Here is a 25,920-nt window from a genome sequence, read left to right as displayed (position 1 = left end):
AAAGCAAGAAAAATCCGAACTAACGTTCAAATTATTTCTCCTCTACTTACTAGTACAAGAAAAAAGCCCTTTTTTCCCAAAACTTGCCTGAAAAAATAAAAAATGAGTACCTCGCTGATACTCATTTTTAAAGAATAGTGATTTTCTAAATGCTTACATTGACCCCTTGAAGACGTCCCATGATGAATGGAAGTAGTCGTAGCCGGAGTAGATCGTGAAGATCAGAGCCAGGTAGAGCAAAATGGTGCCCAGGTGGAAGATGTCGCCAAAGAGCAGGAAGATGATTGACAGCATCTGGCAGGTGGTCTTGATCTTGCCAGGCATGGCTGCAGCCATAACCTTGCCGTTGTTTTCAACCACGATCAAGCGCAGGCCGGTAACAGCCAGTTCCCGGCAGACAATGATCGCTACAACCCAGGCTGGGGCAAGCTTCAATTCAACCATGAAGATGAAGGCTGTCATAGTCAGCATCTTGTCAGCCAGCGGGTCAGCAAACTTACCAAAATTGGTTACCAGTCCCCGAGACCGGGCAATGTGGCCGTCAAACCAGTCAGTTGCTGAAGCAACGGCAAAAACGATCATGGCAACCACCCGGCTCCACAGAATTTCAGTCCCTGCCAGGGTGAATGAGCCGGCTGGCCATTGGGCGATCAGCAGGATCATGAAGACAGGAATCAAGAAGATTCGGAAAACAGTCAGTTTATTTGGTAAATTCATTGCTTTAAATTCCTCACTTTTCAGACTTAATGGTCATTCTTCTCTTATTGCTTGCTGCTGGAAGCGGCAGATGATGACGGAGCAGCTGATGACTGGCTGCTTGGAGCAGCGCTGGATGAAGCTTGAGAGCTTGATTGAACGCTGGAGCTGGAAGCAGCTGGCTGACTTGAAGCTGAGCTTTGAACGCTGGAACTTGCCCGGCTGCTGTAGCTCGTACTGGTGCTGGTATTCGTGTTAGTATTCGTGCTGCTGCTTGCGGCAGAGCTAGTTGATGATGAAGCAGAGCTGTCACCCAGGTAGATGGTCAAGCGGGTAGTGCCGTTGATTGGGGTGAATGGAATCTTCTTGCCGCTAACGGTTACCGTAACGCCAGTGTCAGTCCCCAAGTAGACGATCAAAGTCTGCCCCTTCTTGACAGTTTCCGTGTGCTTTTCACCGCTTTGCAGGGTCCCCTGGTTGGTGATCACGTTGTCAACGGAAACGTAGTAGTAGATGCTTTGCTTGCTTGAGCGGACTACCAAAGGAGTGCTGGACTTGATGCCAGTTACCCGGTAGCTTGAGCCGCCAAGTGAAGCAACCTTGATTGAGCTGGTCTTCTTCTTGGATGATGAAGAAGCAGATGAGCTCTTCTTGCTGGAAGATTTCTTGGAAGTGATCGTGACACTGGAGCCAGCATTTTCCTTCTGGCTGCTTGACCCGGTCTTTCTCATGTTGGCAACGACCATCCCCCCGATCAAAAGCAGGAGGGCAATCCCGCAGCCCAGGGCCAGGCGCGGAACCAGCTTGCGCCACTTAGCGTCCTTGGCAGGTTCTTCAGCGATTTCCCGCTTGGCTGGCCGGCTGACTGGACGGACTGTTTCCTGTTCCGCCGGCTCTGCTGGAGCTGGCACTTCAGCTTCTTCATGAACTTCTTGGGCCGGACTTTCTTCCGGCTGACTGACTTCATTCGTGACTTCGTTTGCAACTTCGCCTTGGTACTGGCTCAGCAATTCCTTGCCGTCCAAGCCGACGATTTGCGCGTATTGACGGATGAAGGCCCGGACGTAAAAGTCGCCTGGCAGCTTGTCGAATTCGTTGTTTTCGATTGCTTCCAGGTAGCGGCTCTGGATCTTCGTAGCCTTCTCAATATCGGAAATCGAAAGGCCCTTGGCCTCTCTTGCCTTACGTAGTTGTTCTCCAATGCCTGACATTATTAACCTCTTCAATCACTTTAAAATTCGTTTATAAATTATAGCACAATGGCCCCGCCTGTGTCGCCTATTCCAGCCAGCCGCCACTGACGTAAATCGTTTGCCCGGTCAGGTAGTCGCTTTCTGGGTTGAGCAAGCAGTCAACCCAGTAGGCAATTTCCTTGGGCTTGGCCAAGTGGCCGGCTGGAATTTCTTCTGCCAGTTCCTTCAGGGTCTCCGGGGAAAACATGGCATTCATGGCTGTGTTGACCGCCCCTGGCGCCACGACGTTGACCGTAAAATGGCTGGCGGCAACTTCCCGGGCATAGGCCTGGGCAAAGCGGCTGATCCCGCCTTTTGTGGCGCTGTAGACAGCTTCCATGGCGCTGCCCTGGCCCCCGTAAACTGAGCCCAGGTAGACGATCCGGCTGTGTTCTTGCTTTAAGAGCTGGCCTTCCAGAAGCTTGGTCAGTTTGATTGGATTCTCCAAATTGACCTTGATGATCTGATCGATGACTTGGGAGCTCTGGCTGCCCAGAAAGTCATAGTTGGTGATTCCTTGGGCAAAAACAACCGCGTTGACTGGCAAAAGGCCGCTGGCAAAAGCCCTAAGCTGGTCGTCGCCTGCTAAAAAGTCCAGCTTGATCGGCATGAAGTCCTGCAAGGGATGCTTTTCAGCCAATGCCTTAGCTAATTTGCTGGCCTCTTCCCAGTTGCTGTTGCAGTGCAAATACATAGACCAGCCAGACTCAGCCAGACGGGTGGCAATTGCTTGGCCAATGCCGCCGGTTGCCCCGAAAATCAATGCTCGCTTCATTCTTCCTCCCCCTCAAGCAGGCGGGCAGTGTTAATGCTGGCGCCCTTGCAAAGTTCCTGGCAATAAGCCCGGTAATCAGCAAAATTCATGGCCTGCATCTGCTCAACATTGGCAAACAGGTCTTCCTCATCCAGGCTTTCTTCGGCCATTTCCACGGCAAAGCCGGACAAATTGTCCAAGCTGCGCACGGTTTGGGCTAGCCAGCTTCTTTTATGGATTTCAAAGAGCTGCCGCATTGCCTTTTCTTGCTTTGGGGCAAAAAGACTGCCTGGCGCCAATTCTTCTTTGATCTGGCTTAAAACAGTTTCTGCTTCCTGGCTCATCCCCAATAAGACCGCGTAGGCCCCTTGCCGGGTATAAGTCACGCTGATCTGAAGCGGCTGGCTGACCAGGCCGGCTTTTCTGGCACCGGCAAACCATTGGCTGGCGGCACCTAGCTTTGATTCTAGCATGATTTCCAGCAAAATTTGACTCATATCCCGACTTGCTAAGACTTTCTTAAAGTTTGGCAAAGGAATGGCTGCCGCAAACAGGGGCACTTCCCCGCCTGGCAAAACCCAGTCCTGGCCGCTTGATAAAAGCGGCACTAAGTCTGCTTCTTTTTGCGGGCTCCCGGGGCGCAGGTATTGGTCTGACAGCTTCTTGGCCTGGCGGAGAATAGTCTGAACCTGGTTGTCGGAAAAATCCCCGCAGGCAACAAAGGACATGCGGGAGGCTACATAGTTTTCGTCATAAGCCGCCTGGAGCTTTTCCTTGGTCACGCTGGCAATCGATTCCTTGGTCCCGGCCACGTCAATGGCCAAGTTGCAGTCTCCGTAGCTGCCCCGCAAAAGCTGGTCACCCAGGATCCAGTCAGGCTCATCCTGGTACATGGCCAGTTCCTGCTGGATGATGGGAATTTCTTTTTCCACATTCTCATCAGTAAAGTAAGGCTGGCCAACCAGCTTGAAGAGCAGGTCGATCATGGGGCCGACATTTTTTACCCCGCTGGCGTAGTACATGGTTTCATTGAAAGAGGTAAAGGCATTGACGCTGGCCCCCATTTTTTCAAATTCCAGGGACAAGTCGCCTTCTTCCGCGGCAAAAAGCTTGTGCTCCAAAAAGTGGGCCAGGCCGGCCACGGGCTGGGGATCAGCGCTGCCGAAGTCGACGATGATGCCGAAAAAGCGCTGGTTAAAGCCCTTGCGCCTAATCACCTGGGCCTTGAAGCCGGATGGGAAGTCTTTTCTGATAATTTCTGGTTTGATCATTTTAATACATAGCTTTCATTCAGATACAGCTTCTTGGCAAAGTCGGCCAGCCGGCCGCTTGTCACCCGGCTGACGGCAGCCATCATGTCGAAATCCTCGTAATCGGCATGAAGCTTGTAGCGGAGGTCTTTAGCCAAAAGCCAGCTGGCATGATCCTGGTTGAGCAAGTGGCGGTTGGCCAGAGCCTGCCGGCTCTGCTTGAGCAGGCCCGGGTCGATCCGGCCGTCGGCCACCATCTGCATTTCCTTGCCGATGATCTGCCCGGCTAAATCCAATTTGTCCGGGTCCAGACCGGCATTGACCAAAAAGAGGGCGTTGTCGGCATACCAGTTGCTTTCCACCGCGTAAGCCGCCCCGTTTTCTTCTCTTACCTTGCTGAAGAGCCGGGAAGACTGGTCGCCGGTCAAGTACTGGCGCAAAACTGTCCCGGTCGCCAAGTCCTGCAGGCTTGGCTGGCCCTTGTAGGCATAGCCCAGGAAAAGCTGGGCCTGCTGCTTAGCTTGCTTGTCTTCTTTCTCAATCCGCAAGTCAGGAGCCGGAATCAACAGATCCCGCTTGCCAAATTCCAAGGCCAGCCCCGGCCAGCCTTCTTCTTGCAGCTTTTTGGCTAAGAGCCGCTTGACCTGGCGGGCATCGTAGACATGGCCAAAGACGCAACTGGCTTGAGTCTTGATAGCGTCAGCAAAGCGGCGGACATCCTGGCTAGTGGCGGCCTTAATATCTGCAATTGAGCCGATGAAGCTGGCCGCGTAATCTGGCTGATCCGCGTACCAGTTGTTGAAAAAGGCGCTTAAGGCCGCGTTGCTTGGCTCAGCCATGAGCTCCTGGTATTCTTCTTCCAGCTGCCTTTGGGCCAGCTGGACGGAATTTGGCGTAATCAAGGGTCTGGCTGCCAGGCCGGTAAAAGTTTCCGCTATCTGCCGGTAGTTGTAGTCCGGATCCAGGATTTCCTGAGGCTCAACGAAATTGGCCAGGTAGGAAATGATCATTTCCTTGCCAAAAAGCTGCACGACTGCTTCAAACTGGAAGGAATAGCGCTGCTGCAGTTCAAGCTGCTGGATGGCGGGATCTGGAAAAAGCTCGCTTTCGTTCATCTGCATGCGGCAGAGCAGGCTGGCCATGGCCATATTGTGCTTGGTTAGCGGCAAACGGACAAACAGGCCCAGGTTGCCGCTGGTAAATTTTTGATTGCTTTGAATGCTGATATTTTCTTCGTTCATTATTTTTATTCTTCTTGTCCTTCAGGCGGCAAAAGCACCTTGCGCGGCTTGGAGCCTTCTGGCGGGCCGACTACCCCGTGCTCTTCCAGCTCGTCAATGAGGCGGGCGGCCCGGTTGTAGCCGATTCTGAACCGCCGCTGCAGCATTGAGGTGCTGGCTGACTGCTGGCGGCGGACCAGGTCCACGGCCTGCTGGTAGTACTCGTCGTCAACGTCGTCATCGCCCTTTTCGTCATCATCCCCGGCCTGTGGAATCATTTCCTCATCATATTCAGCGCTTTGCTGGCCCTTGACCCAGTCAACGACAGCTTCCACTTCGTCGACGTCGATGTAGGCCCCTTGAATCCGTTCCGGCTTGGAAGCTCCGATCGGCAGATAGAGCATGTCCCCTCTGCCCAGCAATTTTTCAGCGCCGACTTGGTCCAAAATAGTCCTGGAGTCGACCCCACTGGAGACGGCAAAGGAAATTCTTGACGGCACATTTGCCTTGATCAAACCGGTAATGACGTCCACACTCGGTCTCTGGGTAGCCAGGATCATGTGAATGCCGGCAGCCCGGGCCATCTGGCCCAGACGGACGATGGAGTTTTCCACGTCGTGGCCGCCGACCATCATCAAGTCGCTCAATTCATCGACAACGACTAAGATATAGGGCAAAGGCTCCATTACTGGCCGGCTGGCGTCCTGGTTGTTCTCAGCCACCTTGCGGTTGTATTCGCCCATATTGCGGACGCTGCCGGCAGCAAAAAGCTTGTAGCGCCGCTCCATTTCGTCGACGACTTTTTTGAGGGCCTTGGAAGCCAGGCGGGAGTCAGTGACAACTGGGATCATCAAGTGGGGTACCCCGCTGTAAACAGACAGTTCGACCATCTTCGGGTCGATCAAAACCAGCTTGACTTCATCCGGCCGGGCCTTCATCAAAATGCTGGTCAAGATCGTGTTGATGGCCACGGACTTGCCTGAACCGGTTGACCCGGCTACCAGCAGGTGGGGCATCTTGGTCAAGTCAGCGCTGATGATCTGCCCGGTCACGTCCTTGCCTAAAGGCACCATCAAAGGATGGTCCTTGGCCTTTTGGTCCTGGTGCTCCATGGCGTCTTTAAAGGCCACGGACTGGGCCTTTTGGTTGGGCACTTCGATCCCGATATAAGGCTTGCCCGGAATCGGGGCTTCAATTCTGATGTCCTTGGCGGCCAGGGCCAGAGCTAAGTCATCCGCCAGGTTGACGATCCGGGAGACCTTGACCCCGACGGCTGGCTGGACTTCATAGCGGGTGATGGTCGGACCCAAGATGGCCTTTTTAACATTGACTTCCACCCCGAAGCTCTTGAAGGTTTCCTCCAAGATAGCCGTATTTTGCCCGATTTTATCCTTGTCGCTGGTCTGGTCGCTGGCTTGGACAGCCTTTAACAGAGACAGGGGCGGGAACTGGTAGTTGTCGTCATAGCTGACCGTGCCCTTGTCCAGTCCATGATCAAACTGCTGGTCAGCCAGAATCATTTTCTGGTCGTCTTCAGCCTGGCTGCGGGGCTTGGGCAGGTCATCCAGTTCCAGTGAATGGGTAACTGGCGGGTCAGGATGCTGCTCAGCCACCTGGATTTCCGGCATTGAAGGCTTGGCTGCCTTCTTCTCTTGTTTTGCTTTTTTCTCTGGCTTAGCGGGCCTAGCTTCTTCCTGGCTATCCCCCCAAGGGTCGGTCAACTTCTCCCGGTTGTTGGGCTGGCGCCTTTGCTGCTCTCTATACTCAGAGTACTTTTCCTTCAGCTGACCGGCTCCGTCCTTGCTTTGCTGGATGAAGGCCCGGCTGATTTTTTGAAAAGCAGCGACCAGGTCACGGAATTTGACGTCAAAGAACATCAAGACCCCGCTGATTATGTTCAAAATGGCCAGGCACAGGCCCCCAATTTGACCTAAAAGCTGGTAGAAGATCCCGTACAAAAAGCTCCCGATCCAGCCCCCGCCGACACTGACAGTGACATTGGCCCGGGCTAATTCTTCAAAGATCACATTCTTGAAGGCCGGCAAAAATTCGCTGTGGACGCTTCTGATATTGAAAAAGCGGCTGGCCAGAATGTACAAAAGGCCCAGGTAAGCCAAAGTCAAGCCACTGGTCCGCTTAAAGCCAAAGCGGGGCGGCTGCCCGTAAATCAGCATGACCAGGCCCAAAATAGCCAGAAAGGCTCCGCCCAAAAGGTAGCTGTCCCCGATCAAGAGCCGCAAGAGGTTGGCCAGCTGCTTGCCCAGCCAGCCAAAGCGCAATAACGCCAAAATGGCTACCAGGATCAAGACGATCCCGGTAACCACCCAGCTCAAAGATTCTTCTGTTTTCTTTTTATTCTTGTTTTTACGATTAGCCTGCCTTTTCTTTCGAGGCATTTTTTCACCTGCTCAATTCTTAGAAATTAGGTTCAAAGTCCAAGTTGATCGGTTCATCCAAGGCAACCTGGCTAACTTCGTAAGTCAAGGTTTCGATGTATTCAACCAGCGGCCGGCTGAGCAGACGGTAGGTTTCCTGGTCCAGGTCCTGGCCGTCGCCGTGGTAGCCTAAAAGCTGAACGACTTGGGTGTTGACCCCGCTGATTTCGATGATGTTGTCTTCGTCTGGCGTAACGTCGTAGACAACGGCTACTTCGTAGTAGCCGCCTGCTTCGCCGGCATCTTCAACACCGTCTTCGCCGGTAGCAACCACTTGGCGGATAGCTACGTTGACTTCGTTCTTTTCTTCTGGTTCGTCGAGCAGGTCATAGTGAAAGGCACGAACGATGATTGGGGTCTGCTTGTTAAATTCCATGATTTTACCTCATTAAATTTCTTATTTAATCACTAATGCTTGGGCAAGTTCCGCTGGTAGCGGCCAGGACGGTTGTAGTCGTCCTTAAGCTTGTCGTTGTCATAGTGGTGGGACTTTTCCATGTGGGGAAAGCCTTGCTGGCGCAGGGCTTCAAAAATTACGATTGCCGCCGAATTGGACAAGTTGAAGGCCCGGATCTTGTCAGACATGGGGATGCGCAGGTTGCGGTCCTCATATTGCCGCATGAAGGTTTCCGGCAGGCCGGTCGTTTCCCGGCCAAAAACAAAGTAGTAATCCTTGCTTTCGTCCGTGTAGTCAACGTCAGTGTAGGACTTGCTGGAGAACTTGGAGATCAAGTACATCTCGGCATTGTCCGGCAAAGAGGCCAGAAAGGCCCGCAGGTCGTCATGGCGGCGGATTTCGACTTCACCGCCGTAATCAAGAACGGCCCGCTTGAGGTGCTTGTCATCCAAGCGGAAGCCCAAGGGCTCGATCAAGTCCAAGACCGTGTTGGTTCCCGCGCAGGTTCTGGCGATATTGCCAGTATTGTCGGGAATTTCCGGCTCAAACAAAACAATATGGTTGGTCATTTATTTCCTTTCTTTTCTTCTTGTTCAGCCTGGCCTTCATCTTGGAAACTGTCGTCATACAGGTGGGAAACCTTCCGATAGTACTGATAGATATGGGTCAAGAGGATCTTCATCACCGCGTAGGCGGGAATCCCGCCGACCACGCCCCACAGGCCCCAGACTGAGCCCGCCCCCAGCATGACGATAATTGTCGTCGCCGGGTGCATCTTCAAGCGGTTACCGACAACCAGCGGACTGATGACCCGGGTTTCGATGATCTGCTCGATAAAGAAGACAGCCAGAACTTTCGCCACCATCGGCAAATTAGTTACCAAAGCAATGATCAAGGCCGGAATCAAACCAATAAAGGTCCCAAAGTAAGGGATCAAGTTCAAAAAGCCGGCGCAGATTGCCAGGGCTGCCCCGTAAGGCTCGCCGATAATCGTATAGCCGATGAAGAACATGATCCCTACGCAGATGGCCACGGAGACCTGGCCGATCACGTAAGAGGACACGGCCTGGTTGACTTCGTGGAGCAGGTTGCTGGTTGCCTGCTCCCAGCGCTGGGGAGCGAACTTGACCAGAAACGGCCGCAATTTGTGCCCGTCTTTCAGCATAAAGAAGAGCAAAAATGGTGCCGTGGCCAGGGTCGTGAAGACGGCCGTCGCCACGCTGACCGCGCTGGTCAAATTGCCCAGGGCACTGGAGACGGTTGATCCCATGCTTTTGCTAAAGTTCTTCTGCAAAGACGTCATCTGCTTTTGCAAAGAATCGCGCAGGCCGCTGAACTTCGGGCTGTGCAGGAGGTCGTCAACCGCGTTGGTTGAATTCTTCCAAATTGATGGCCAGTTCTTGACCAAAGAATCAATCTGGCTCTGGACGACCGGGATCAAGGAATTGATTGCCCAGATCAAGAAGACCGTTACTATGGCAAAAATCACCAGGATGGTGACCGTCCGCGGCACCTTGAACTTCTCTTCCAGCTTGTCCACCAGCGGCTCCATCAGATAGTACTGGACCATGGCCACCAAGACTGGCGGCAGGATGGCATTGATGAAGGTGTTGACCGGATTCAAGACAAAAGAGATCTTGTTGAAGACCAGCACGATCACCAGAGCCAAAAGCACGTTGATTAAGCCGACGCTGAAGCGGTTGTTGAGCACCCATTCCGTAAAGAGGCTCGTGTCTCTTTTCTTCATCAATCCAGCCTACAGGTGTTCGTAAACGATTTCGTCGTTGACTCTGAACTTAGGCATTTCCTGGTCTTCTGGCAAGTCCAGGTAGAGGGCGTTGGACATTGGCTTCTTTGGCAGCTTGTCAGTGAAAAAGAGGCTGGCGTGTTCCAAAGCCCGCAGGTTGCTGACCGCCATAGGGCCAACATAGTTGATCAAAAAGGTCGTTCCGTCGATGGTTACCGTGTCACCCTTTTTGAGCACGATCGCCTGGGCAGCCTGTTCATCGTCAAAGGCTTGAATGACGGAAACGTCCTGCAGTTCATCATTGGCCGTCTGGCCAAACAAAATTACAACGCGGTCTTTTTCGCTGATCGCGTTTGGTCCGATTTCTTTAATTGTAGATATCCATTTCATTTTTATCACCTGGTTAAATTCTAACATACTCCCTGCTAACTTAAAGCAAAGAAGGACAGAATTGTTAATTATTCTTTACGGACGACTATCTCTTATCGACATTTGCCAAAGATAAGCTTAATATTTAAACTAGACTTATTGTGGAGTAAATAAGGAGGTTTAAATTGCATATTTTAATTGGCGGCTACACCAAGCACGAGTCAGCCGGGATCTACCAGTTCGACTTTATCGGCTCCGGTGACCAAGCCCATCTGGAACAAAGAAGAAACGTCGTCGAAGTTGGCGGGCCAACCTATTTCCAAAAAGACGGCCAGTTCATTTTTACTATTAAGAATGAAAACGGCCAGGGGGGCATCGCGGCCTTTCAAAACGACAAGCTGGTCAGCCAGCTGCTGCACGAAGGCTCTTCACCAGCCTACATCGGCATCAACAAGGAAAAGAAGCTGCTCTACACGGCCAACTACCACACTGGCGTCCTGGCCGTCATCAGCTATGATGACCAGGGCCAGCTGACCCTGCTTGACCAGGTCAAGCACGAAAACAAGGCTTTAGGGCCGCGGCCTGAACAAGCCGGCGCTCACCCGCACTACTTTGACGAAACTCCGGGCGGGCACCTGGTTTCCTGCGATTTGGGCCAAGACAGAGTCGACTTCTACGGCTTTGACGGGCAAAAGCTTGAACATCTGGCCAGCTACCAAAATGAAGACGGCTTTGGTACCCGCCACCTGGCCTTTTCACCAGACGGCAAGTACTTCTACGTAGCCGGTGAATTGTCCAGCCAGGTCAACGTGGTCAAGTTTGACGAGGAAAACTGGATGTTCCGGTCCCTGGCAACCTATTCAACTATTCCGGAAAGCTGGGACCAGCATAACGGGGCAGCAGCCATCCGCCTGTCAAGTGACGGCAAGTTCCTTTACGTGTCCAACCGCGGCCACGACTCAATCGCTGTCTTTGCTGTTTTGCCAGACCAGGCCTTGAAGCTGGTCCAGCGGGTGTCAACTTTTGGCGAATTCCCGCGGGACTTCAACTGGGATGAAGAAGAAAAGTACGTCGTTGCCGCCAACCAAAACAGCAACAACGCCACCCTTTACCAACGGCAAAGCGATGGGACTTTGACCCCGCTGGAAAAGGACATCGCGGTCCCAGAAGGCACCAGAGTTTTATTTACCGATTAAGTTAGGAGTATTTTTTTAGTAACATGCTAGACATTTTCAAAGCCATCATTCTCGGCATCATCGAAGGGGTTACGGAATTTCTGCCGATCTCCTCAACTGGCCACCTCTACCTGGCCGACTACATCATCAAATTAGACCAGCCGACCAGCTTCATCAACATGTTTATGGTTGTCATCCAGCTGGGGGCCATCTTGAGCGTCATCGTAATTTACTTTAACAAGCTGAATCCTTTTGCCTCATCAAAAAGCAAGCGGGAAAAAGGACAGACTTGGCAGATCTGGTTCAAGGTCATCGTGGCCGTCCTGCCGTCAATCATCATCGGCCTGCCGCTGAATGACTGGCTGGAAGAAAACATGACTTCCTGGCAGGTAATTTCCGCCACCTTGATCATTTACGGTGTCCTCTTCATCATTTTGGAAAACTACTACGCTAAGCGTCAGCCAAGCTTGACCGACTTAAACAAGATGAGCTACAAGACGGCTCTCTTGATCGGCTGCTTCCAGGTCTTGTCCATGATCCCGGGGACTTCCCGGTCCGGGGCAACCATCCTGGGGGCCATGCTGATCGGCTCAAGCCGCTACGTGGCAACTGAGTTCTCCTTCTTCCTGGCCATCCCGACCATGTTCGGGGCTTCACTTTTGAAGCTGGTCAAGTTCTTCAAGGCCGGCCACGTCTTTGTCGGCAACCAGCTGGCCATCCTCTTGGTCGGCATGGTCGTCTCCTTCATCGTGGCCTACCTGTCAATCAAGTTCCTGCTGAAGTACGTGCAGACCCACGATTTCAAGCCATTTGGCTGGTACCGGATTGTTTTGGGGATCATCGTCATCATCTGCGGTCTGGTCTTTGCGTAATACTTGTATTCACGCGAAAATATGCTATGATTATTGCTTAAGGATAGCAAGCTAGAGGACGGTGAATAAACATGTTAAGTTTGCTTTGCTTACTATTTATTTTGTGGCTCTGCTGGAAGATGGGCGTGGCCCTCTGGCGGGTTCTGATCTTTTTGATCGGGGTCGGCCTGGCCATTGCCTTGATCAGCTCAGTAGTTTTGCCGCTGCTGGCCATCTGTGCCCTTGGGGGCCTGGCCTGGGCAGTAATCTCAAACGCGTAAAAAATAGATACAGACAAATAACAAAAGGAGACAGCTCAGCTGTCTCCTTTTTTGGTATCTGGATTATTATTCTGCTTCCTGCTTAAGCTGGCGCCACAAGCCCTGCATGTCTTCCGGGTCTGGAATTTGGATTTCCCGCTCTTCCCCGCTGAAGGGGTTGGGAAAGGCCAGGTAGAAGCAGTTTAGGGCCTGGCGGGCAAAAGCATCCCTGGCCCCGTAAAGGTCGTCTCCATAAAGAACGTGGCCGATAGACGCCATGTGGATCCGGATCTGGTGGGTCCGGCCGGTCAATAGGCGGAGCTCAACCAGGCTGGCTCCTGGGACCTGGTCGATCACCCGGTATTCAGTCAAGGCCCTTTGCCCGTTCGGGTTGACCTCCCGTTTAACTGTGTCGCCCACCCGGGCCAGGGGCTTGTCGATCAAGCCGCTTAAATCTCCTTCAGCGAAGTTACCATGTACGATTGCGTGGTACTTTTTGATAAAAGCATCCTTGCCCAGCTTGCTGAAGCGGTCATGGGCGATGGCGTTCTTGCCTAAGAGGACCAGGCCAGAAGTGTCCTGGTCCAGCCTGGTCACGATGTGGGGCTTGACATAGGCTGGGTTGACCCCTTGCTTTTCAAAATAAGCCAGCACCCGGTTGATCACCGCGTCTTCAGCATGAAAACCGGAAGGAATCGATAATAGGCCAGCGGGCTTGTTGATCACCAAATAATCGGCCGTTTCTTCAACGACGGCCAGGGGCCGGCGGGAGACTTTCAGCCAGGGGTTAACTGGCTCTTGCCCCATCAAGAAGTGGACCACGTCCCCTTCTTTTAGCCGATAGCTCCCGTTTCTGCGGTGATGGTTGACCAGCATCATCCCGCCGTGGTTCTTGCAGTTGTTGACGGCCCGGCGGGAAAAGCCTTTTTTCAGCAAAAAATGACTCAGCTGGCCTGGGTCATTTTTCTCAACAATCATTTTGTATACTTGCACTATCTGTCACCAATGAAGGCGTCGTTGACCCGCTCCCAAAAATGGTGGTGGCCATACTGGTAAAAGCGAATCTCTTCCGCCGCTATTCTGTAATCTACTTTCTGCACATCGGTCAGGTTGATTCTTTCCCCATCGACGATTACAACCGCCCGGTCGGAAATCTTCGGCACGATGGTGATCCATTCATCCGGTGCGATAACAACGGGCGAGCCCACCGTCCGGAAGACCAGGTTGTTGATCGAAGCGATTTCCGTCAGCTGCAGGGCCTTGAGGCGGGGGTGGATCACCGCTCCGCCCAAGGACTTGCTGTAGGCCGTTGACCCGGTCGGAGTTGACACGCAGAGCCCGTCACCCCGGAAATTCTCAAAGCGCTCGCCCCCGAGCCAGACCTCAGCTTCCATGGTCTTGGAAATCCGCTTGATTGAGGCTTCGTTTAGGGCCAAAAAGCGCCGCTCCCCGCAGCTGGTGGTTACCTTCATGTCCAAAAGCGGGTAGCCCACCTCATTTTCTTCAACGGGGTGGCTGGCCAGGGCATCAACCAGCTTCTCCATGTCATAGTTCCGCCAGTCGGTATAAAAGCCCAAGTGGCCGGTGTGAATGCCGGCAAAGCAGACCTTGTCCAGCTGCTGCTTGTACTTGTGAAAGGCCGAAATCAAGGTTCCGTCACCGCCGACGGAAATTACCAGGTCGGGATGCTGCTGGTCCTGCAAAATGCCTTTTTCCGCGAGCAGCACCTGCAGGTGCCGGACCGCCACCTGGGTGGTCACGCGGTCATTGTGAACGATAGCTACTTTCATGACTTTTCCTTGCCCTTGTTCTTGGTGAAGATCTTCTGGGCTTCCTTGACCTCGTTTCTGATCGAGGACATCTCTTCATCCAGCTGGTAGGCCGCTTCCGCCGTCCGCTTGAGCCGCTCAGAAATATCTTCCGGGTAGGCCCCCTGGTACTTGTAGTTCAAGGTATGCTCTACCGTGGCCCAGAAGTTCATGGCCAAAGTCCGGATCTGGATTTCCGCCAAAAGGCGCTTGGAGCCTTCTGGCAAATAAACCGTGTAGGCCACCACCATGTGGTAGGACCGGTAGCCGGACGGCTTGGCGTTTTGAATATAGTCGCGCTCTTCGACGACTTCCAGGTCGTCTCTGGCGTGAAGCAGGTCAACGACCCGGTAGATGTCGTCGACAAACTGGCACATGATCCGGATGCCGGCAATATCCTGCATGTCGGTTTCGATCACGTCCGGGCTGATGACCCGCCGCTGCATTTTCTCTTTAATGGAGTCGACCGTTTTCACCCGGCCAACCACGAATTCTATTGGTGAATGCTCTCCCTTGGTCAAGAAACTCTGCCGGAGAGCTCTGAATTTAACTTTTAGTTCATTTACGGCTTCATTGTATGGCCATAAAAAAGTATCCCAATCAGTAATCACAGACATTTTCCTTCCATCTCAAACAAATTCATTTTAACATAGATGTTAGCGAAAGCACCAACGCAAGCCTTTTAATTTTTATCTAACAAAGGAGTTATCAAAAATGAGCAAGAACCGCGAAATTGAAGCCAAAGTCGCCCTGGACCAGGCTAGCTACGATGCTATTACCAGCGCCTACCCGGTCAAGAGCGATTTCAAGCAGAGCAACCATTATTTTGACACCCCGGACTGGCAGCTGAAAAAAGACCACAGCGCCCTCAGAATCCGCTGCTTTAAAGACCGGGCCGAGGAAACCATCAAGGTCCCGGTCAAGAAGCTGCAGGAAACCTACCATGAAAGCCTGGAAATCAATGATGACTTGACCCTGCCTGAAGCCGAAGACTTTTTGAAAGAAGGCAAGCCGAGCCTAGTTGGCAATGTCGGCAAGTATCTTTTGGAGCATTACCCGGACAAAGCCGGTCAGCTGACCCTTTTTTCCTGGAGCAAGACCCGGCGGATCCTTTTGGACGGGCCGAAGGGCTGCGAGCTGACTTTAGACCAGACCAGCTACCCGGATGGCTACCAGGATTGGGAAATGGAAATTGAAAACGACTCCCCGGCTGCCATCAAGGAAGCCCTGGAAGAAATCAAGACCCGCTTTGCCTTGTCGGTCAAGTCAGCCAACAACATGAGCAAGATTGCCCGGGCCAGCCTGCATGCCAAGCAAAAATAGCCGTAAGCTTTTCTTTTGTTTTCAAGTAAAAGTTTTGTTAAAGTAGCAGATGAAGCAAAAATTGGAGGTCGACCATGTTCGAACTTTTTCTGTTTATCAATCCGTTAGGCTTGTCCTGCTACCAGCTTGAAAAGCGCATCCGGCTGCTGGCGAAAGACTTGGAGCTTGAAATTTCCGTCAATTACATCCCCCTGGTAACCATGGAGGCCATGAAGGCTGACATGGTCAAGCGGAACTGGAATTTCAACACTTCCATCAATTTGGCCAATTACCATAATGCCTCAGTCAGCGCCCAGAGCTTTTACTATGCCGTCCAGATTGCTTATGGCAAAAAGAAGGCCAGGAGCTTCCTGTTTAAGCTGCAGGAAAGCTTGAGCGACGGCCAGCGGTCTTACTCTCCGGCCTTGGCTGAAGAATTGCTGACAAGCCTGAATATCAAGCCAGAGAAAATTTCATCTACTTTAAACGACACTTGCTTAAAAGACGTCATTGCCCAGGACCAGCAGCTGGCCCGGAAATTCCAGGTCACTGCCCTGCCTTCAACTGTGGTTTTTGACGACCAAATTGACGACAGCGGCATCTTGCTTGACGGCGAACTAAGTGACGACGACCTCCTGCAGATTTTTCAAAATAGCGCTGACAGCTGCCTTGAACCCTTGATGCAGCTGACGGAGAATGCTCCGCTTTACTGCCCAGTCAGCCACCTTCATCTCTTATAGCCAGCCTCACCTTTAGGGGCTGGCTTTTTGCTGCAAAAATTTCAAGAGCCAGCTTTTCTCCCCTGGCAGCCGCCAAGTGGAAAAAGCCTCCCTGGGCAAGGTAAAGACGGTATAGCCGGTCAAGTACATCAATTCCCCCAGTTTCTGGCCCAGCTTGCTCTTTTCCTTCAGCTGCTGGTCCAAATAGTCCCGCTCCTTGACCCAGTCATCAGCCAAAGGCGGGGGCAAAAGGGGCCTAAAGTGCCACAAGGCAGCGATTCCTTCAGCGTCCAAAGCAAAATCTACCTGCCGGTAGAGCAGGGTCTGGCTGATGGGTGCCTGCTTGATCTGGTATTTTAGCCTGATTAGGCCTTCTTCTTGGTGGATTTCCAGATAATAGCTCCCCCAGGCCGGGTTTTCCCGAAAGAAAATCAGCTGGGTCTGCTTTAATTTTTCCCCTAAAAAATGCCGGCGGCCAACCAGCCAGACATCCTTGATCCCGATCGCCCGGTAAAGGGCATGCCGGTGGGCAAACTCTTCCTTGCTTAAGGGCGCGCACTGGACTTCAAAGGCCAAAAGCGGCGTGGCCAAAACGTCAGCCCGCAAGGCACCTTCAGCCAGCGGCACCTCAGTTTTCGCTGCCAGGCCCGCCGCGGTCAAGGCAGCTTTCAGGAGCATTTTCCCCTGCCGGTGCTCCTCTTGTTCCCCCAGCCCCCGGTAAGCCTGGTAGTGCTTGAAAAAGGGCTCAGCCTTCTGCGACAAAACCAGGATCACCGGCTTTTGGCAGCGCGGGCAGCGGTAGACTTCCTGGTTGAGATAGGCCGGGTTTTCCCGGACCTTGCCAGCCTCGCTGACGGCCAGGACCAGTTCTTTGTTTAATAAAGCTGCGTACAAAATAATCCCCCATTAACTAGTACGCCAAAAGGGGGAGATTTTTTTAAAAAAGCTGAAAAAAGGAAAAGGACTCCCGAAGGAGTCCGCAAATTATAGTCTATATTCTTATGCCCACTTGCTGGCAAACTGCCGGCGCAGAGCACCCAGAGCATCCTGCTGGAAGAGGCACTGGCCGTGGTCTTGGGCCTGCTGAAATTCGTCAGCGGACACCTGGCAGCCAAATTCATTGGCGATCGCCCAGGCATCAGCCGGCTTGATTTCCGCGTAGTTCTCGTCCATAAAAGCCAGCTTGAGATAGAACTTCTGCTTGTAGTAGTAGACGCTGGAAGCCAGGTCGCTGACCTTGAGGCTGTCAGCCAAAGCCAGGAGATCATCGATGTCGTCAAAGGCCAGGACATGAGTCTCCTGATAACTCCAGTAGTCCTCGTAGTCATCATCATCAGTGTTGCCCAGGTCCTGCATGATCACCGGGTCCATCTCAGTGTTGGCGTCATCAGCCGGATCCAGGTCAGAAAAGGCCCAGTACCCTTCCTCAACTGGCTCAGCTATATCGCCTCCGACCCCGTTAGCTTCAGGATCAAAGAAGCGCCGCATTTCTTCCGGCAGGTCGCTGTTATTATTCATCTTGGTAATCAAGAGATCGATCCCGCCATCGTTGGGCATGACTTGGAAAGTCACCGGCGCATCGCTGGCAAAGTCATTGTCCTCGTCTACTTCGCGCAGAACCGACAGGAAGAATTCCTGGACTCTTTCCCGGTTGCCGAGCAAGTCCAGAATCTTCAAGCCCCGCTGATTCAGATCCTCCCGGGTCATGCTTACGCGGAGCGTGTTCTCATTTACCTTTTCAACGCGCATTCTCAATCCCTCCTTTGTGTGTACTGTTATTGTAACCTAAAAAGCCGACAAAGCAAAAGCGTTAGCTTCTAGAAGCCAACGCCTTCAACTTTCTATTCTGAAATTATAAATCCTGGTCTGCCAGGCGCTTAGCCCGGGCCATTTCCAGCCGGCGCACGCTGCGCGGCAGGAAGCGACGGATTTCATCTTCATTGTAGCCGACCTGCATCCGGCGGTCATCCAAAATAATTGGCCGTCTCAGCAGGCTTGGGTTCTTTTCAATCAAATCGATCAGTTCGTTCATTGAAATGTCGTCCAGGTCGATGTTCAGCTCTTGGAAAGCCTTCGACCGCGTTGACACGATTTCTTCCGTGCCTTCTTCAGTCATTCTCAGAACATGAATGATTTCTTCCCGGTTCAGAGGATCAGAAATGATGTTTCTTTCCTTGTAGGGAATATTGTGCTGTTCAAGCCATTGCTTTGCCTTGCGGCATGAGGTGCAGCTTGGAGAAACATATAAATCTACCATTGTTACCACGCTCCTTTAAAATGAGATTGCATGAACACACATTCGTTACTTACTATATAGTTTAACATGGATACTTACAAAAAGGAAGGGGGTAATTGGCTTTCTTTTAAATTTCTTAATTAATCGGACAAAAAAAGCGGTCAGCTCACGCTAATCGCTTTTAATTTGCTCTTTACTTGTCAGCCATCAGGTTCTTAACCAATTCGATGTTGTCTTCGTTGGTCAATGATTCCTTGGTAGCCTTGTCAGCCAGGCTGGCGAGTTCTTCAGTTGAGAGCTTCTTCATTTCGTTTCTGATCCGCAGAATTGAAGTTGCGCTCATTGAGTATTCGTCCAGACCCATGGAAAGCAGGATTGGGAACATAGTTGAGTCACCAGCTGCTTCACCACACATCCCGCACCAGATGCCAGCTTCGTGAGCTGAGTCGATCGTGTGCTTGATGAGACGGAGAACTGACGGGTTGTATGGCTGGTAGAGGTAAGAAACGTTTTCGTTGCCCCGGTCAGCAGCCATAGTGTACTGGATCAAGTCGTTGGTCCCGATTGAGAAGAAGTCGACTTCCTTGGCAAATTGGTCTGCCAAAACAGCAGCTGCTGGAACTTCGATCATCATGCCGACTTGCAGGTCGTCGCCAACCTTGACGCCTTCCTTGACCAGCTTGTCCTTTTCTTCAGCCAAAACAGCCTTGGCTTGGTGAAGTTCGTCCAAAGTACCGATCATTGGGAACATGATCCCCAGCTTGCCGTAAGCTGATGCTCTCAGTAAGGCCCGCAGCTGGGTCCGGAAGATTTCCTTGTTCTTCAAGGACAGACGAACGGCACGGATACCCAGGAATGGGTTCATTTCTTCTGGCAGGTCCCAGTATGACAGGTGCTTGTCGCCACCGATGTCCATGGTTCTGATGATAACCTGCTTGCCGTTCATGCCTTCCAGAACCTTCTTGTAAGCTTCAAACTGGTCTTCTTCAGTTGGGAAGTCGTTTGAGTTCATGTACAAGAATTCAGTTCTGAACAGGCCGACTGCTTCAGCACCGTTTTCCAGAACGCCGGCCAGGTCGTCTGGAGTACCGATGTTGGCAGCAATAGTGAAGTGCTTGCCGTCAGCAGTTACTGATGGTTCGTCCTTCAGCTTCCGCCATTCAGCCTTTTGCTTGGCGAAGTCGTCGCCCTTCTTGCGGTAGTCAGCCACTTGTTCTTCGCTTGGTTCAACGATGGCAACACCATCCAAACCGTCAGCGATCAGCATTTGGCCGTTTTCTACAGAAGTGGTGATCTTTTCAGTCCCGACAACAGCTGGGATTTCCAAAGACCGAGCCATGATGGCTGAGTGAGCAGTCCGGCCGCCCAGGTCAGTTACGAAGCCCTTAACGTACTTCTTGTTCAATTGTGCCGTGTCACTTGGAGTCAAGTCTTCAGCAACCAGAACTACTTCGTGGTCGATGCTTGCCAAGTTAGGCAATTCCTTGCCCAGCAAGTGCGCCATGATCCGCTTTGAAACGTCGCGGACGTCAGCGGCACGTTCTTGCATGTAGGCATTGTCAGTCATGCTTTGGAAGATAGTGATGAAGTTTTGGGCAACTTCGTCCAAAGCTGCTTCACTGTTGACAGCGTCGCTCTTGATCTTGGCGCTGATCTGGCCAGTGAATTCAGGGTCTGACAGGAACATCAAGTGGGCGTCAAAGACTTGCGCTTCTTCTTCACCCAAGCTTTCAGCTGCAACCTTGCGGATGTTTTCCAATTCAGCTTGTGATTCGGCAACTGCCTTGTCAAAGCGGGCTACTTCAGCTTCCGCGTCGGCAACGGACTTCTTTTCAAAAGAAAGGTCCGGTTCGACCAGGAGGTAGGCTGGAGCAACAGCAACGCCGTCACTGGCTGCGATACCCTTCAAAGTTTCAGTCATTATTCAGCCAAACCTTCTTTTGACATAGTTTCAGCAACAGCTGCGATAGCTTCCTTTTCGTCGTCGCCTTCAGCGCTGATAGTAACGTCTGCACCTTGGCCAACACCCAATGACATTACGCCCATGATTGACTTAAGGTTAACTGACTTGCCGTTGTATTCAAGGTTGATGTCTGAACCAAACTTTGAAGCAGCTTGTACCAACAAGGTAGCTGGACGAGCGTGAATACCAGTTTCAGCGATAATGTGAAATTCTTTCTTTTCCATCGTAAATTATCTCCTTTAAAAATCAAGAATTGGGTACCAAAGTACCGTTTCCCTTAAAGAATAACATGTTTTCGAGGTCATTACAACTTAATTTGTAAATGTTTTCATTAATACTTGGGCTTATTCTCGATCGAAGTATAGGTAATAACCCCGCCACGGCCAGCCCGGCCGGTAATTTTCTTGTTTTTCCCGTAATTGCGCAGGCTTTGCTGGAAGGCAAAAGCATCTTCCGGGTCCTTCTGCGGGTCGATCTGGTACTCAAGCAAGTCGCCTGAGACCAATTGCTCCAAAATATCAGTATAGTCCATATTAATGTTACAACCTCCTGTCCATTATTTTAGCGCAATTATTTGTCAAAATTAAAGGAAGAAGACTCAAAGGCAAGCTGTTTTCTTTCCAAGACTTAGCACTTGACTAACTAGAGTGCTAAGTCCTATAATTTAGGCAGAACTTTGATGAAAGGCGGTATTTTAACATGTTGTGTCAAAACTGCCACCAACGGCAGGCCTCGATACATCTTTACACGAAGATTAACGGCCAAAACAAAGAAATCGACTTATGTCAGCAATGCTACCAAGAATTAAGGAATCAACAAGGCAATCAAATGAACAATGACAACTTTTTCGGCGACTTTGACGACCTCTTCAATGCTTTGAACGGGCGGCCAAATGGCGCAAACCGTGACAACAACCAAAATCCATCCGGGCAAAACCCGGGCCGAGGCGGCAATGGCGGCGGCCAGTCCCTGCTTGACCAGTTTGGGACCGACTTGACCGCTTTGGCCAAGAAGGGCAAGATCGACCCGGTTATCGGCCGGGACCGGGAAATCGCCCGGGTGATCGAAATCCTCAACCGGCGGACCAAGAACAACCCGGTCCTCATCGGGGAAGCCGGGGTCGGCAAGACCGCGGTCGTTGAAGGCCTGGCCCAAGACATCGTAGACGGGTCCGTTCCAGCTAAATTGCAAAACAAGCGGATCATCTCCCTCAACATGGTTTCCATGGTGCAAGGGACCGGGATCCGGGGCCAGTTTGAACAAAGAATGCAGCAGCTGGTCAAAGAGCTGCAGAGCCAGCCAGACATCATCCTCTTTATCGACGAAATCCACGAAATCGTCGGCGCCGGCAATTCTGAAGGCGGCATGGATGCCGGCAACATCATCAAGCCGGCTCTGGCCAGAGGCGAGCTGCAATTAGTCGGGGCCACGACCATCAAGGAATTCCGGGAAATCGAAAAGGACTCCGCCCTGGCCCGGCGTTTCCAGCCAGTTGAAGTCAAGGAGCCAAGCATCGACGAAACCATCAAGATCCTCAAGGGGATCCAAAAGCGCTACGAGGACTACCACCACGTCAAATACACTGACGATGCCATCGAAGCTGCCGTCAAGCTGTCTGCCCGCTACATCCAGGACCGCTTCCTGCCAGACAAGGCCATCGACCTTCTGGACGAAGCCGGGTCAAGAATGAACCTGACCATTCCTTACATCGATAAGGAAAAGATCCAGGAAAGAATCGACGCGGCTGAGAAGCTCAAGCAGGACGCCTTGAAGAACGAAGACTACGAAAAGGCTGCCTACTACCGCGACCAGATCGAAAAATACGAAAAGCTGAAGGACCAGAACGTCGACCCGGACAAGACCCCAACCATCACGGCCAAGGTCATGGACAAGATCGTCGAAGAAAAGACCAACATCCCGGTCGGCGACATCCAGGCCCAAGAAGAAAACCAGCTGGCCAACTTGGCCAGCGACCTCAAGGCCAAGGTTATCGGCCAGGACGAAGCCGTTGACAAGGTGGCCCGGGCCATCAGAAGAAACCGGATCGGCTTCAACAAGTCCGGCCGGCCAATCGGCTCCTTCCTCTTCGTTGGCCCGACCGGGGTCGGCAAGACCGAGCTGGCTAAGCAGCTGGCCTTGAAGATGTTCGGCAGCGAAGATGCCATGATCCGTTTCGACATGTCCGAATTCATGGAGCAGTACTCTGTTTCCAAGCTGATCGGGTCAGCTCCGGGTTATGTCGGCTATGAAGAAGCCGGGCAATTGACCGAACGGGTCCGCCACAACCCTTACAGCCTGATCCTTTTGGACGAAGTTGAAAAGGCCCACCCAGATGTTTTGAACCTCTTCTTGCAGATTCTTGACGACGGCCGTTTGACTGACTCACAAGGGCGAACTGTCTCCTTCAAGGACACGATCATCATCATGACCTCAAACGCCGGCCAAGGGATCAAGACGGCCAGCGTAGGCTTCGCGGCGGAAAACAACAAGAACGAAGCTGAAGAAACCCGCAAGGTGATGAGCCAGTACTTCAAGCCAGAATTTCTGAACCGTTTTGACGACATCATCCAGTTCCACCCATTGACCAAGGGCAACCTCCTGCAGATCGTCAACCTCCTTTTGGACAAGACCAACGCCATGGTCAGCGACCAGGGCCTGCACATTACGGTTACTGACGCGGCCAAGGACAAGCTGGTTGAAGAAGGCTACGATCCGGAAATGGGCGCTCGTCCGCTTCGCCGGGTAATCCAGGAAGAAATCGAAGACAAGGTGGCCGACTACAAGCTGGACCACACTGAAGCCAAGCAATTAGTCGCCGACTTAAAGGATGGGGAAATCGCAATCTCTGAAGAAGTCCCTGCCCTGCCGGCAGCTGAAGCAAGTGAAGAAAAATAACTATCTCTGAACAGAAAAAACAAGGATTCTCCAAAAAGGATCCTTGTTTTTTTCTTGAATGCGTTATAATGAAAGTGAGGGGAATATCAGAGACAAATAGAAACGGGTGAAGTTTTATGCACTTAATTGATGTTACTAATAGCTATGCCGAATTAGTTCACAGTCAGCTAAATACTACGAGCGTGAACTACGTTAAAGTTTACTCCTTAGGCAACACTACCGTAGTTTATACCGAAAGCCCAATCGCCATCGGGATTGTATTAGAAAACCACCACCGCAAGATCCGCGAAGAAGAACTCGAATTCGTGGCCAAGCGGCTGATTCCCGACCGGACCAGCTACCAGCTTACAGTTGACAAGCACCGCCGGGTGGTTGAAATCCACGTTGACAAGTAATCCCTGCAAAAGAGCCCTGATGGGCTCTTTTTTCATTCCTTCTTTTCCTTTTCTTCTTTAGCTCCCTATTTCTTTTATCTTCCTTTTTTCTTTTCTGCGAAAAATTCAAAAAATACCCGTTTTTTAGCAAAATTGAAGATTTACTTGCGAAAAATAGCCTTTTTTTCAAAAAATCCGCCAGAATTGATCTATGTCAATTTTTTTATTAAGAAATAGTTCTACAATTTGCTTTGAGCACTGGAAAGCGCTTTTAGAAAAGAAAGTGAATGTGTAAAAAGCAGCAATTTTAAACTGTTGATTTGGTAAAAACAAGGAGGTACTAAACATGACAGTTTATCCGGATTACTTTTATGCTGAAAAAGACTTTGACAAGAGCCACATGGGCTACAAGCCGCTGACGATTCCAGCAGGCGTTGAGGCCCAGCCTTTGGCCGTTCCCCCGCTTTTAGCGCCGGACAAGGTTGATGGCAATGACATCTACTACACCATCGAAGCCCAAGAAGGCGAAAGCCAGATCCTGCCAGGCAAGAAGACCAAGACCTGGGGCTACAACGCTCCCCTTTTAGGCCAGACCCTGGTAGTCAAGACCGGGCAAAGAGTCCACGTGCGCCTCAAAAACAGCCTGCCTGTCCTCACTTCATTCCACTGGCACGGCATGGAAGTTCCGGGACCAATTACTGACGGCGGCTGCCACGCCCCAGTTTACCCTGGCGAAGAAAAAGATATCGAATTTACGGTCAAGCAGCCTGCCGCTTTGACCTGGCTGCACGCCCACCCATGTCCGTCAACAGCCATGCAGGTCTGGATGGGCCTGGCCATGGGGGTCGTGGTTACTGATGACAACGAAGCCCGCCTGCCGATTCCAAAGAACTACGGGGTCGATGAATTCCCAATTATCCTGCAGGACCGGACCTTCCACGACAACCAGCTTGACTACCGGGCCGACTACGACCCAATGGGCGTCTTTGGTGAAGTTCCTTTGATCAACGGCGTGGTTCGCCCTTACGTTGACGTAACTACCCAAAAGGTACGCCTGCTCTTCTTGGGTGGGTCTGACCGCCGGGAATGGCGCCTGCACTTTGAAAACGACCTGACCATGACGCAGATCGGCGGGGACGATTCCTTCCTCAGACACCCGATTGAGGTCAAGAAGCTTTTGATCGGGCCAGGGGAAAGACAGCAGGTCATCGTTGACTTTGCCGGCTACAAGGAAGGCGACGTTGTCAGTCTCTACACTGACGACTTCAAGCTGGTTGAATTCCGCATCCACGCCTTTGAAAAAGACGACCGGGAGCTGCCATTCAACATCTTTACTCCAGATGACCCGGCCGTAAACAGCGAAGCACCAGTCCGCCACGTGACTATGGACGATCACGACAAGATCAACGGCCTCCGCTTCTCCATGGAAAGAATCGACATGAAGCAGACCTTGAACTCAGTTGAATACTGGGACGTAACCAACACCAACAACTCTGCTTCAGGGATGCTGCACCCATTCCACATCCACGGTGCCCACTTCCTGGTCGTTTCCCGTAACGGGCAAAAGCCTAACCCAAACGAAATCAATGTCTACAAGGACACTATTGAAGTCGGCCCAGGCGAAACTGTCCGCTTGAAGGTCTACTTCCAAAATGCCGGGGTCTTCATGTACCACTGCCACATCATCGAACACGAAGATGCCGGCATGATGGCCCAGATCCAAATCGTTGACCCGAAGGACCCGGACAAGACCTACAAGCTGATGGACATGGAAACCATCACCAACGCCTTTGCTGAAGAAATGGGCGTTGAACCAGGTGAAGTCTTCATGCCAGGGATGGACGTTGAAGACATGGACATGGGTGCCTGCTTCCACGCGGCTGAAGCCGAAACCAGCCGCCGCTTGGTTGAAGCCGTTACTGCCGCTTCAAGAGCCGGCCACGGCCACGACGCTTCATCAGGTGCCAGCCACCACGACGCGACCAGCGGGGCCAGCCATCACTAAGAAGTAATTGGAGGAAAAGAATTATGATGAACAACAACCTTTACTTGAAGATTTTGTGGGTCTTGCTGTACGGGATCGTCGTCTTCTACACCTTTACGGATAAGATGATGATGGCCATGTACTGGATGGCCGGGGTAATGTTTGCCCAGTCCGTCATTGACCTCGTTTACTACTTTTTGCCAAAAAGCAAAACAGAAATGACTGAATGCTAGTCAGTCAAAACCAATCATGC

The 25,920-nt window shown here is 51.8% G+C and carries 28 protein-coding genes; 9 read left to right on the top strand and 19 right to left on the bottom strand.

Translation table 11 applies throughout. The features are described 5' to 3' along the window. Window positions 1–153 precede the first annotated feature (153 nt). The 10 genes from pgsA to ACYVUT_RS03010 all read right to left on the bottom strand — a co-directional run bounded on the left by pgsA (window position 154) and on the right by ACYVUT_RS03010 (window position 10,121). Window positions 154–717: a CDP-diacylglycerol--glycerol-3-phosphate 3-phosphatidyltransferase gene (gene pgsA, locus ACYVUT_RS03055; RefSeq protein ID WP_439775298.1), complete on the bottom strand. Its 564-nt coding sequence runs from the start codon at window positions 715–717 to the stop codon at window positions 154–156. Window positions 718–761: 44 nt separating this feature from the next. After that, window positions 762–1,907, bottom strand: coding sequence for a helix-turn-helix domain-containing protein (locus ACYVUT_RS03050; protein ID WP_484501456.1), 1,146 nt, complete (start codon window positions 1,905–1,907; stop codon window positions 762–764). A gap of 67 nt (window positions 1,908–1,974) precedes the next feature. After that, window positions 1,975–2,703, bottom strand: a complete 729-nt coding sequence (ymfI, locus tag ACYVUT_RS03045; RefSeq protein ID WP_484501455.1) for an elongation factor P 5-aminopentanone reductase — start codon at window positions 2,701–2,703, stop codon at window positions 1,975–1,977. Beyond that, the gene (locus tag ACYVUT_RS03040) at window positions 2,700–3,953 is read right to left on the bottom strand and encodes a M16 family metallopeptidase (protein WP_484499911.1); all 1,254 of its coding nucleotides are present in this window, start codon (window positions 3,951–3,953) and stop codon (window positions 2,700–2,702) included. The genes ymfI and ACYVUT_RS03040 overlap by 4 nt, the downstream gene beginning before the upstream one ends. Then, window positions 3,950–5,173 (bottom strand): M16 family metallopeptidase, encoded by a 1,224-nt coding sequence (locus ACYVUT_RS03035; protein ID WP_484499910.1) that lies wholly within the window; start codon window positions 5,171–5,173, stop codon window positions 3,950–3,952. The genes ACYVUT_RS03040 and ACYVUT_RS03035 overlap by 4 nt, the downstream gene beginning before the upstream one ends. 5 nt (window positions 5,174–5,178) lie before the next feature. Beyond that, the gene (locus tag ACYVUT_RS03030) at window positions 5,179–7,548 is read right to left on the bottom strand and encodes a DNA translocase FtsK (protein WP_484501454.1); all 2,370 of its coding nucleotides are present in this window, start codon (window positions 7,546–7,548) and stop codon (window positions 5,179–5,181) included. Between the two features lie 19 nt (window positions 7,549–7,567). Next, complete coding sequence (locus ACYVUT_RS03025; protein ID WP_002877037.1) at window positions 7,568–7,963, bottom strand: DUF1149 family protein; 396 nt, start codon at window positions 7,961–7,963, stop codon at window positions 7,568–7,570. A 32-nt stretch (window positions 7,964–7,995) separates the two neighbouring features. Continuing rightward, the gene (locus tag ACYVUT_RS03020; RefSeq protein WP_439775292.1) at window positions 7,996–8,553 is read right to left on the bottom strand and encodes a tRNA (cytidine(34)-2'-O)-methyltransferase; all 558 of its coding nucleotides are present in this window, start codon (window positions 8,551–8,553) and stop codon (window positions 7,996–7,998) included. Beyond that, window positions 8,550–9,731: an AI-2E family transporter gene (locus ACYVUT_RS03015; protein WP_484501453.1), complete on the bottom strand. Its 1,182-nt coding sequence runs from the start codon at window positions 9,729–9,731 to the stop codon at window positions 8,550–8,552. The genes ACYVUT_RS03020 and ACYVUT_RS03015 overlap by 4 nt, the downstream gene beginning before the upstream one ends. Window positions 9,732–9,740: 9 nt before the next feature. Beyond that, window positions 9,741–10,121, bottom strand: coding sequence for a PTS glucitol/sorbitol transporter subunit IIA (locus tag ACYVUT_RS03010; RefSeq protein WP_439775290.1), 381 nt, complete (start codon window positions 10,119–10,121; stop codon window positions 9,741–9,743). Window positions 10,122–10,285: 164 nt separating this feature from the next. Between ACYVUT_RS03010 and ACYVUT_RS03005 the strand changes: the two genes are divergently transcribed. The 3 genes from ACYVUT_RS03005 to ACYVUT_RS02995 all read left to right on the top strand — a co-directional run bounded on the left by ACYVUT_RS03005 (window position 10,286) and on the right by ACYVUT_RS02995 (window position 12,407). Then, a complete protein-coding gene (locus tag ACYVUT_RS03005) occupies window positions 10,286–11,296 on the top strand; it encodes a lactonase family protein (protein ID WP_439775289.1) in 1,011 nt (336 codons plus the stop codon). A gap of 23 nt (window positions 11,297–11,319) precedes the next feature. After that, window positions 11,320–12,147, top strand: a complete 828-nt coding sequence (locus ACYVUT_RS03000; RefSeq protein ID WP_484499237.1) for an undecaprenyl-diphosphate phosphatase — start codon at window positions 11,320–11,322, stop codon at window positions 12,145–12,147. Between the two features lie 71 nt (window positions 12,148–12,218). Then, window positions 12,219–12,407: a hypothetical protein gene (locus tag ACYVUT_RS02995; protein WP_484499906.1), complete on the top strand. Its 189-nt coding sequence runs from the start codon at window positions 12,219–12,221 to the stop codon at window positions 12,405–12,407. 66 nt (window positions 12,408–12,473) lie between these two features. Here ACYVUT_RS02995 and ACYVUT_RS02990 read toward each other — a convergent pair whose 3' ends face one another. Genes ACYVUT_RS02990 through yjbM form a run of 3 tightly spaced genes read right to left on the bottom strand, consistent with a single transcriptional unit; the run spans window position 12,474 to window position 14,805 of the window. Beyond that, the gene (locus tag ACYVUT_RS02990; protein ID WP_439775057.1) at window positions 12,474–13,364 is read right to left on the bottom strand and encodes an RluA family pseudouridine synthase; all 891 of its coding nucleotides are present in this window, start codon (window positions 13,362–13,364) and stop codon (window positions 12,474–12,476) included. Between the two features lie 14 nt (window positions 13,365–13,378). Continuing rightward, window positions 13,379–14,176: an NAD kinase gene (locus tag ACYVUT_RS02985; protein ID WP_439775058.1), complete on the bottom strand. Its 798-nt coding sequence runs from the start codon at window positions 14,174–14,176 to the stop codon at window positions 13,379–13,381. Further along, a complete protein-coding gene (gene yjbM / locus ACYVUT_RS02980) occupies window positions 14,173–14,805 on the bottom strand; it encodes a GTP diphosphokinase (RefSeq protein WP_412135955.1) in 633 nt (210 codons plus the stop codon). Before yjbM ends, ACYVUT_RS02985 begins: the two co-directional genes overlap by 4 nt. A 103-nt stretch (window positions 14,806–14,908) precedes the next feature. Between yjbM and ACYVUT_RS02975 the strand changes: the two genes are divergently transcribed. Next, complete coding sequence (locus ACYVUT_RS02975) at window positions 14,909–15,517, top strand: CYTH domain-containing protein (protein ID WP_484499905.1); 609 nt, start codon at window positions 14,909–14,911, stop codon at window positions 15,515–15,517. Between the two features lie 74 nt (window positions 15,518–15,591). Next, window positions 15,592–16,236 (top strand): DsbA family protein, encoded by a 645-nt coding sequence (locus ACYVUT_RS02970; protein ID WP_439776054.1) that lies wholly within the window; start codon window positions 15,592–15,594, stop codon window positions 16,234–16,236. 12 nt (window positions 16,237–16,248) lie between these two features. Here the strand turns inward: ACYVUT_RS02970 and ACYVUT_RS02965 are convergent, their stop codons facing one another. From ACYVUT_RS02965 to ACYVUT_RS02940, 6 genes are all read right to left on the bottom strand, one after another. Then, on the bottom strand, window positions 16,249–17,109 hold the full coding sequence (locus ACYVUT_RS02965) for a competence protein CoiA family protein (RefSeq protein WP_439776055.1): 861 nt from the start codon (window positions 17,107–17,109) through the stop codon (window positions 16,249–16,251). Between the two features lie 105 nt (window positions 17,110–17,214). Next, window positions 17,215–17,964, bottom strand: a complete 750-nt coding sequence (locus ACYVUT_RS02960; RefSeq protein ID WP_484499904.1) for an adaptor protein MecA — start codon at window positions 17,962–17,964, stop codon at window positions 17,215–17,217. A gap of 103 nt (window positions 17,965–18,067) precedes the next feature. Then, window positions 18,068–18,472 (bottom strand): transcriptional regulator SpxA, encoded by a 405-nt coding sequence (spxA, locus tag ACYVUT_RS02955; protein ID WP_270447465.1) that lies wholly within the window; start codon window positions 18,470–18,472, stop codon window positions 18,068–18,070. Between the two features lie 172 nt (window positions 18,473–18,644). Further along, a complete protein-coding gene (gene ptsP, locus ACYVUT_RS02950; RefSeq protein ID WP_439776057.1) occupies window positions 18,645–20,372 on the bottom strand; it encodes a phosphoenolpyruvate--protein phosphotransferase in 1,728 nt (575 codons plus the stop codon). After that, the gene (locus tag ACYVUT_RS02945) at window positions 20,372–20,638 is read right to left on the bottom strand and encodes a phosphocarrier protein HPr (protein ID WP_003614073.1); all 267 of its coding nucleotides are present in this window, start codon (window positions 20,636–20,638) and stop codon (window positions 20,372–20,374) included. The genes ptsP and ACYVUT_RS02945 overlap by 1 nt, the downstream gene beginning before the upstream one ends. 107 nt (window positions 20,639–20,745) lie before the next feature. Further along, window positions 20,746–20,946, bottom strand: a complete 201-nt coding sequence (locus ACYVUT_RS02940) for a hypothetical protein (protein ID WP_296225879.1) — start codon at window positions 20,944–20,946, stop codon at window positions 20,746–20,748. Between the two features lie 167 nt (window positions 20,947–21,113). Here ACYVUT_RS02940 and ACYVUT_RS02935 point away from each other — a divergent pair, with 167 nt between their 5' ends. From ACYVUT_RS02935 to ACYVUT_RS02920, 4 genes are all read left to right on the top strand, one after another. Continuing rightward, a complete protein-coding gene (locus ACYVUT_RS02935) occupies window positions 21,114–23,309 on the top strand; it encodes an ATP-dependent Clp protease ATP-binding subunit (protein WP_439776058.1) in 2,196 nt (731 codons plus the stop codon). A gap of 116 nt (window positions 23,310–23,425) precedes the next feature. Continuing rightward, a complete protein-coding gene (locus tag ACYVUT_RS02930) occupies window positions 23,426–23,704 on the top strand; it encodes a DUF1827 family protein (RefSeq protein WP_439776059.1) in 279 nt (92 codons plus the stop codon). 325 nt (window positions 23,705–24,029) lie between these two features. Next, the gene (locus ACYVUT_RS02925; RefSeq protein ID WP_484501452.1) at window positions 24,030–25,688 is read left to right on the top strand and encodes a multicopper oxidase family protein; all 1,659 of its coding nucleotides are present in this window, start codon (window positions 24,030–24,032) and stop codon (window positions 25,686–25,688) included. A gap of 23 nt (window positions 25,689–25,711) precedes the next feature. Then, window positions 25,712–25,900, top strand: a complete 189-nt coding sequence (locus tag ACYVUT_RS02920; protein WP_439776061.1) for a hypothetical protein — start codon at window positions 25,712–25,714, stop codon at window positions 25,898–25,900. The last annotated feature ends 20 nt before the right edge of the window (window positions 25,901–25,920 follow it).

It is taken from the genome of Lactobacillus sp. WILCCON 0059, from assembly GCF_057197985.1.
Note: the sequence above shows the minus strand (reverse complement) of the source record. Positions and strands in the feature narration are given on the sequence as shown.

Coding starts and splice junctions, on each gene's coding strand:
- pgsA (WP_439775298.1), bottom strand. CDS start 717: ATGAATTTACCAAATAAACTGACTGTTTTCCGAATCTTCTTGATTCCT.
- ACYVUT_RS03050 (WP_484501456.1), bottom strand. CDS start 1,907: ATGTCAGGCATTGGAGAACAACTACGTAAGGCAAGAGAGGCCAAGGGC.
- ymfI (WP_484501455.1), bottom strand. CDS start 2,703: ATGAAGCGAGCATTGATTTTCGGGGCAACCGGCGGCATTGGCCAAGCA.
- ACYVUT_RS03040 (WP_484499911.1), bottom strand. CDS start 3,953: ATGATCAAACCAGAAATTATCAGAAAAGACTTCCCATCCGGCTTCAAG.
- ACYVUT_RS03035 (WP_484499910.1), bottom strand. CDS start 5,173: ATGAACGAAGAAAATATCAGCATTCAAAGCAATCAAAAATTTACCAGC.
- ACYVUT_RS03030 (WP_484501454.1), bottom strand. CDS start 7,548: ATGCCTCGAAAGAAAAGGCAGGCTAATCGTAAAAACAAGAATAAAAAG.
- ACYVUT_RS03025 (WP_002877037.1), bottom strand. CDS start 7,963: ATGGAATTTAACAAGCAGACCCCAATCATCGTTCGTGCCTTTCACTAT.
- ACYVUT_RS03020 (WP_439775292.1), bottom strand. CDS start 8,553: ATGACCAACCATATTGTTTTGTTTGAGCCGGAAATTCCCGACAATACT.
- ACYVUT_RS03015 (WP_484501453.1), bottom strand. CDS start 9,731: ATGAAGAAAAGAGACACGAGCCTCTTTACGGAATGGGTGCTCAACAAC.
- ACYVUT_RS03010 (WP_439775290.1), bottom strand. CDS start 10,121: ATGAAATGGATATCTACAATTAAAGAAATCGGACCAAACGCGATCAGC.
- ACYVUT_RS03000 (WP_484499237.1), top strand. CDS start 11,320: ATGCTAGACATTTTCAAAGCCATCATTCTCGGCATCATCGAAGGGGTT.
- ACYVUT_RS02995 (WP_484499906.1), top strand. CDS start 12,219: ATGTTAAGTTTGCTTTGCTTACTATTTATTTTGTGGCTCTGCTGGAAG.
- ACYVUT_RS02990 (WP_439775057.1), bottom strand. CDS start 13,364: ATGATTGTTGAGAAAAATGACCCAGGCCAGCTGAGTCATTTTTTGCTG.
- ACYVUT_RS02985 (WP_439775058.1), bottom strand. CDS start 14,176: ATGAAAGTAGCTATCGTTCACAATGACCGCGTGACCACCCAGGTGGCG.
- ACYVUT_RS02975 (WP_484499905.1), top strand. CDS start 14,909: ATGAGCAAGAACCGCGAAATTGAAGCCAAAGTCGCCCTGGACCAGGCT.
- ACYVUT_RS02970 (WP_439776054.1), top strand. CDS start 15,592: ATGTTCGAACTTTTTCTGTTTATCAATCCGTTAGGCTTGTCCTGCTAC.
- ACYVUT_RS02960 (WP_484499904.1), bottom strand. CDS start 17,964: ATGCGCGTTGAAAAGGTAAATGAGAACACGCTCCGCGTAAGCATGACC.
- spxA (WP_270447465.1), bottom strand. CDS start 18,472: ATGGTAGATTTATATGTTTCTCCAAGCTGCACCTCATGCCGCAAGGCA.
- ptsP (WP_439776057.1), bottom strand. CDS start 20,372: ATGACTGAAACTTTGAAGGGTATCGCAGCCAGTGACGGCGTTGCTGTT.
- ACYVUT_RS02945 (WP_003614073.1), bottom strand. CDS start 20,638: ATGGAAAAGAAAGAATTTCACATTATCGCTGAAACTGGTATTCACGCT.
- ACYVUT_RS02940 (WP_296225879.1), bottom strand. CDS start 20,946: ATGGACTATACTGATATTTTGGAGCAATTGGTCTCAGGCGACTTGCTT.
- ACYVUT_RS02935 (WP_439776058.1), top strand. CDS start 21,114: ATGTTGTGTCAAAACTGCCACCAACGGCAGGCCTCGATACATCTTTAC.
- ACYVUT_RS02930 (WP_439776059.1), top strand. CDS start 23,426: ATGCACTTAATTGATGTTACTAATAGCTATGCCGAATTAGTTCACAGT.
- ACYVUT_RS02925 (WP_484501452.1), top strand. CDS start 24,030: ATGACAGTTTATCCGGATTACTTTTATGCTGAAAAAGACTTTGACAAG.
- ACYVUT_RS02920 (WP_439776061.1), top strand. CDS start 25,712: ATGATGAACAACAACCTTTACTTGAAGATTTTGTGGGTCTTGCTGTAC.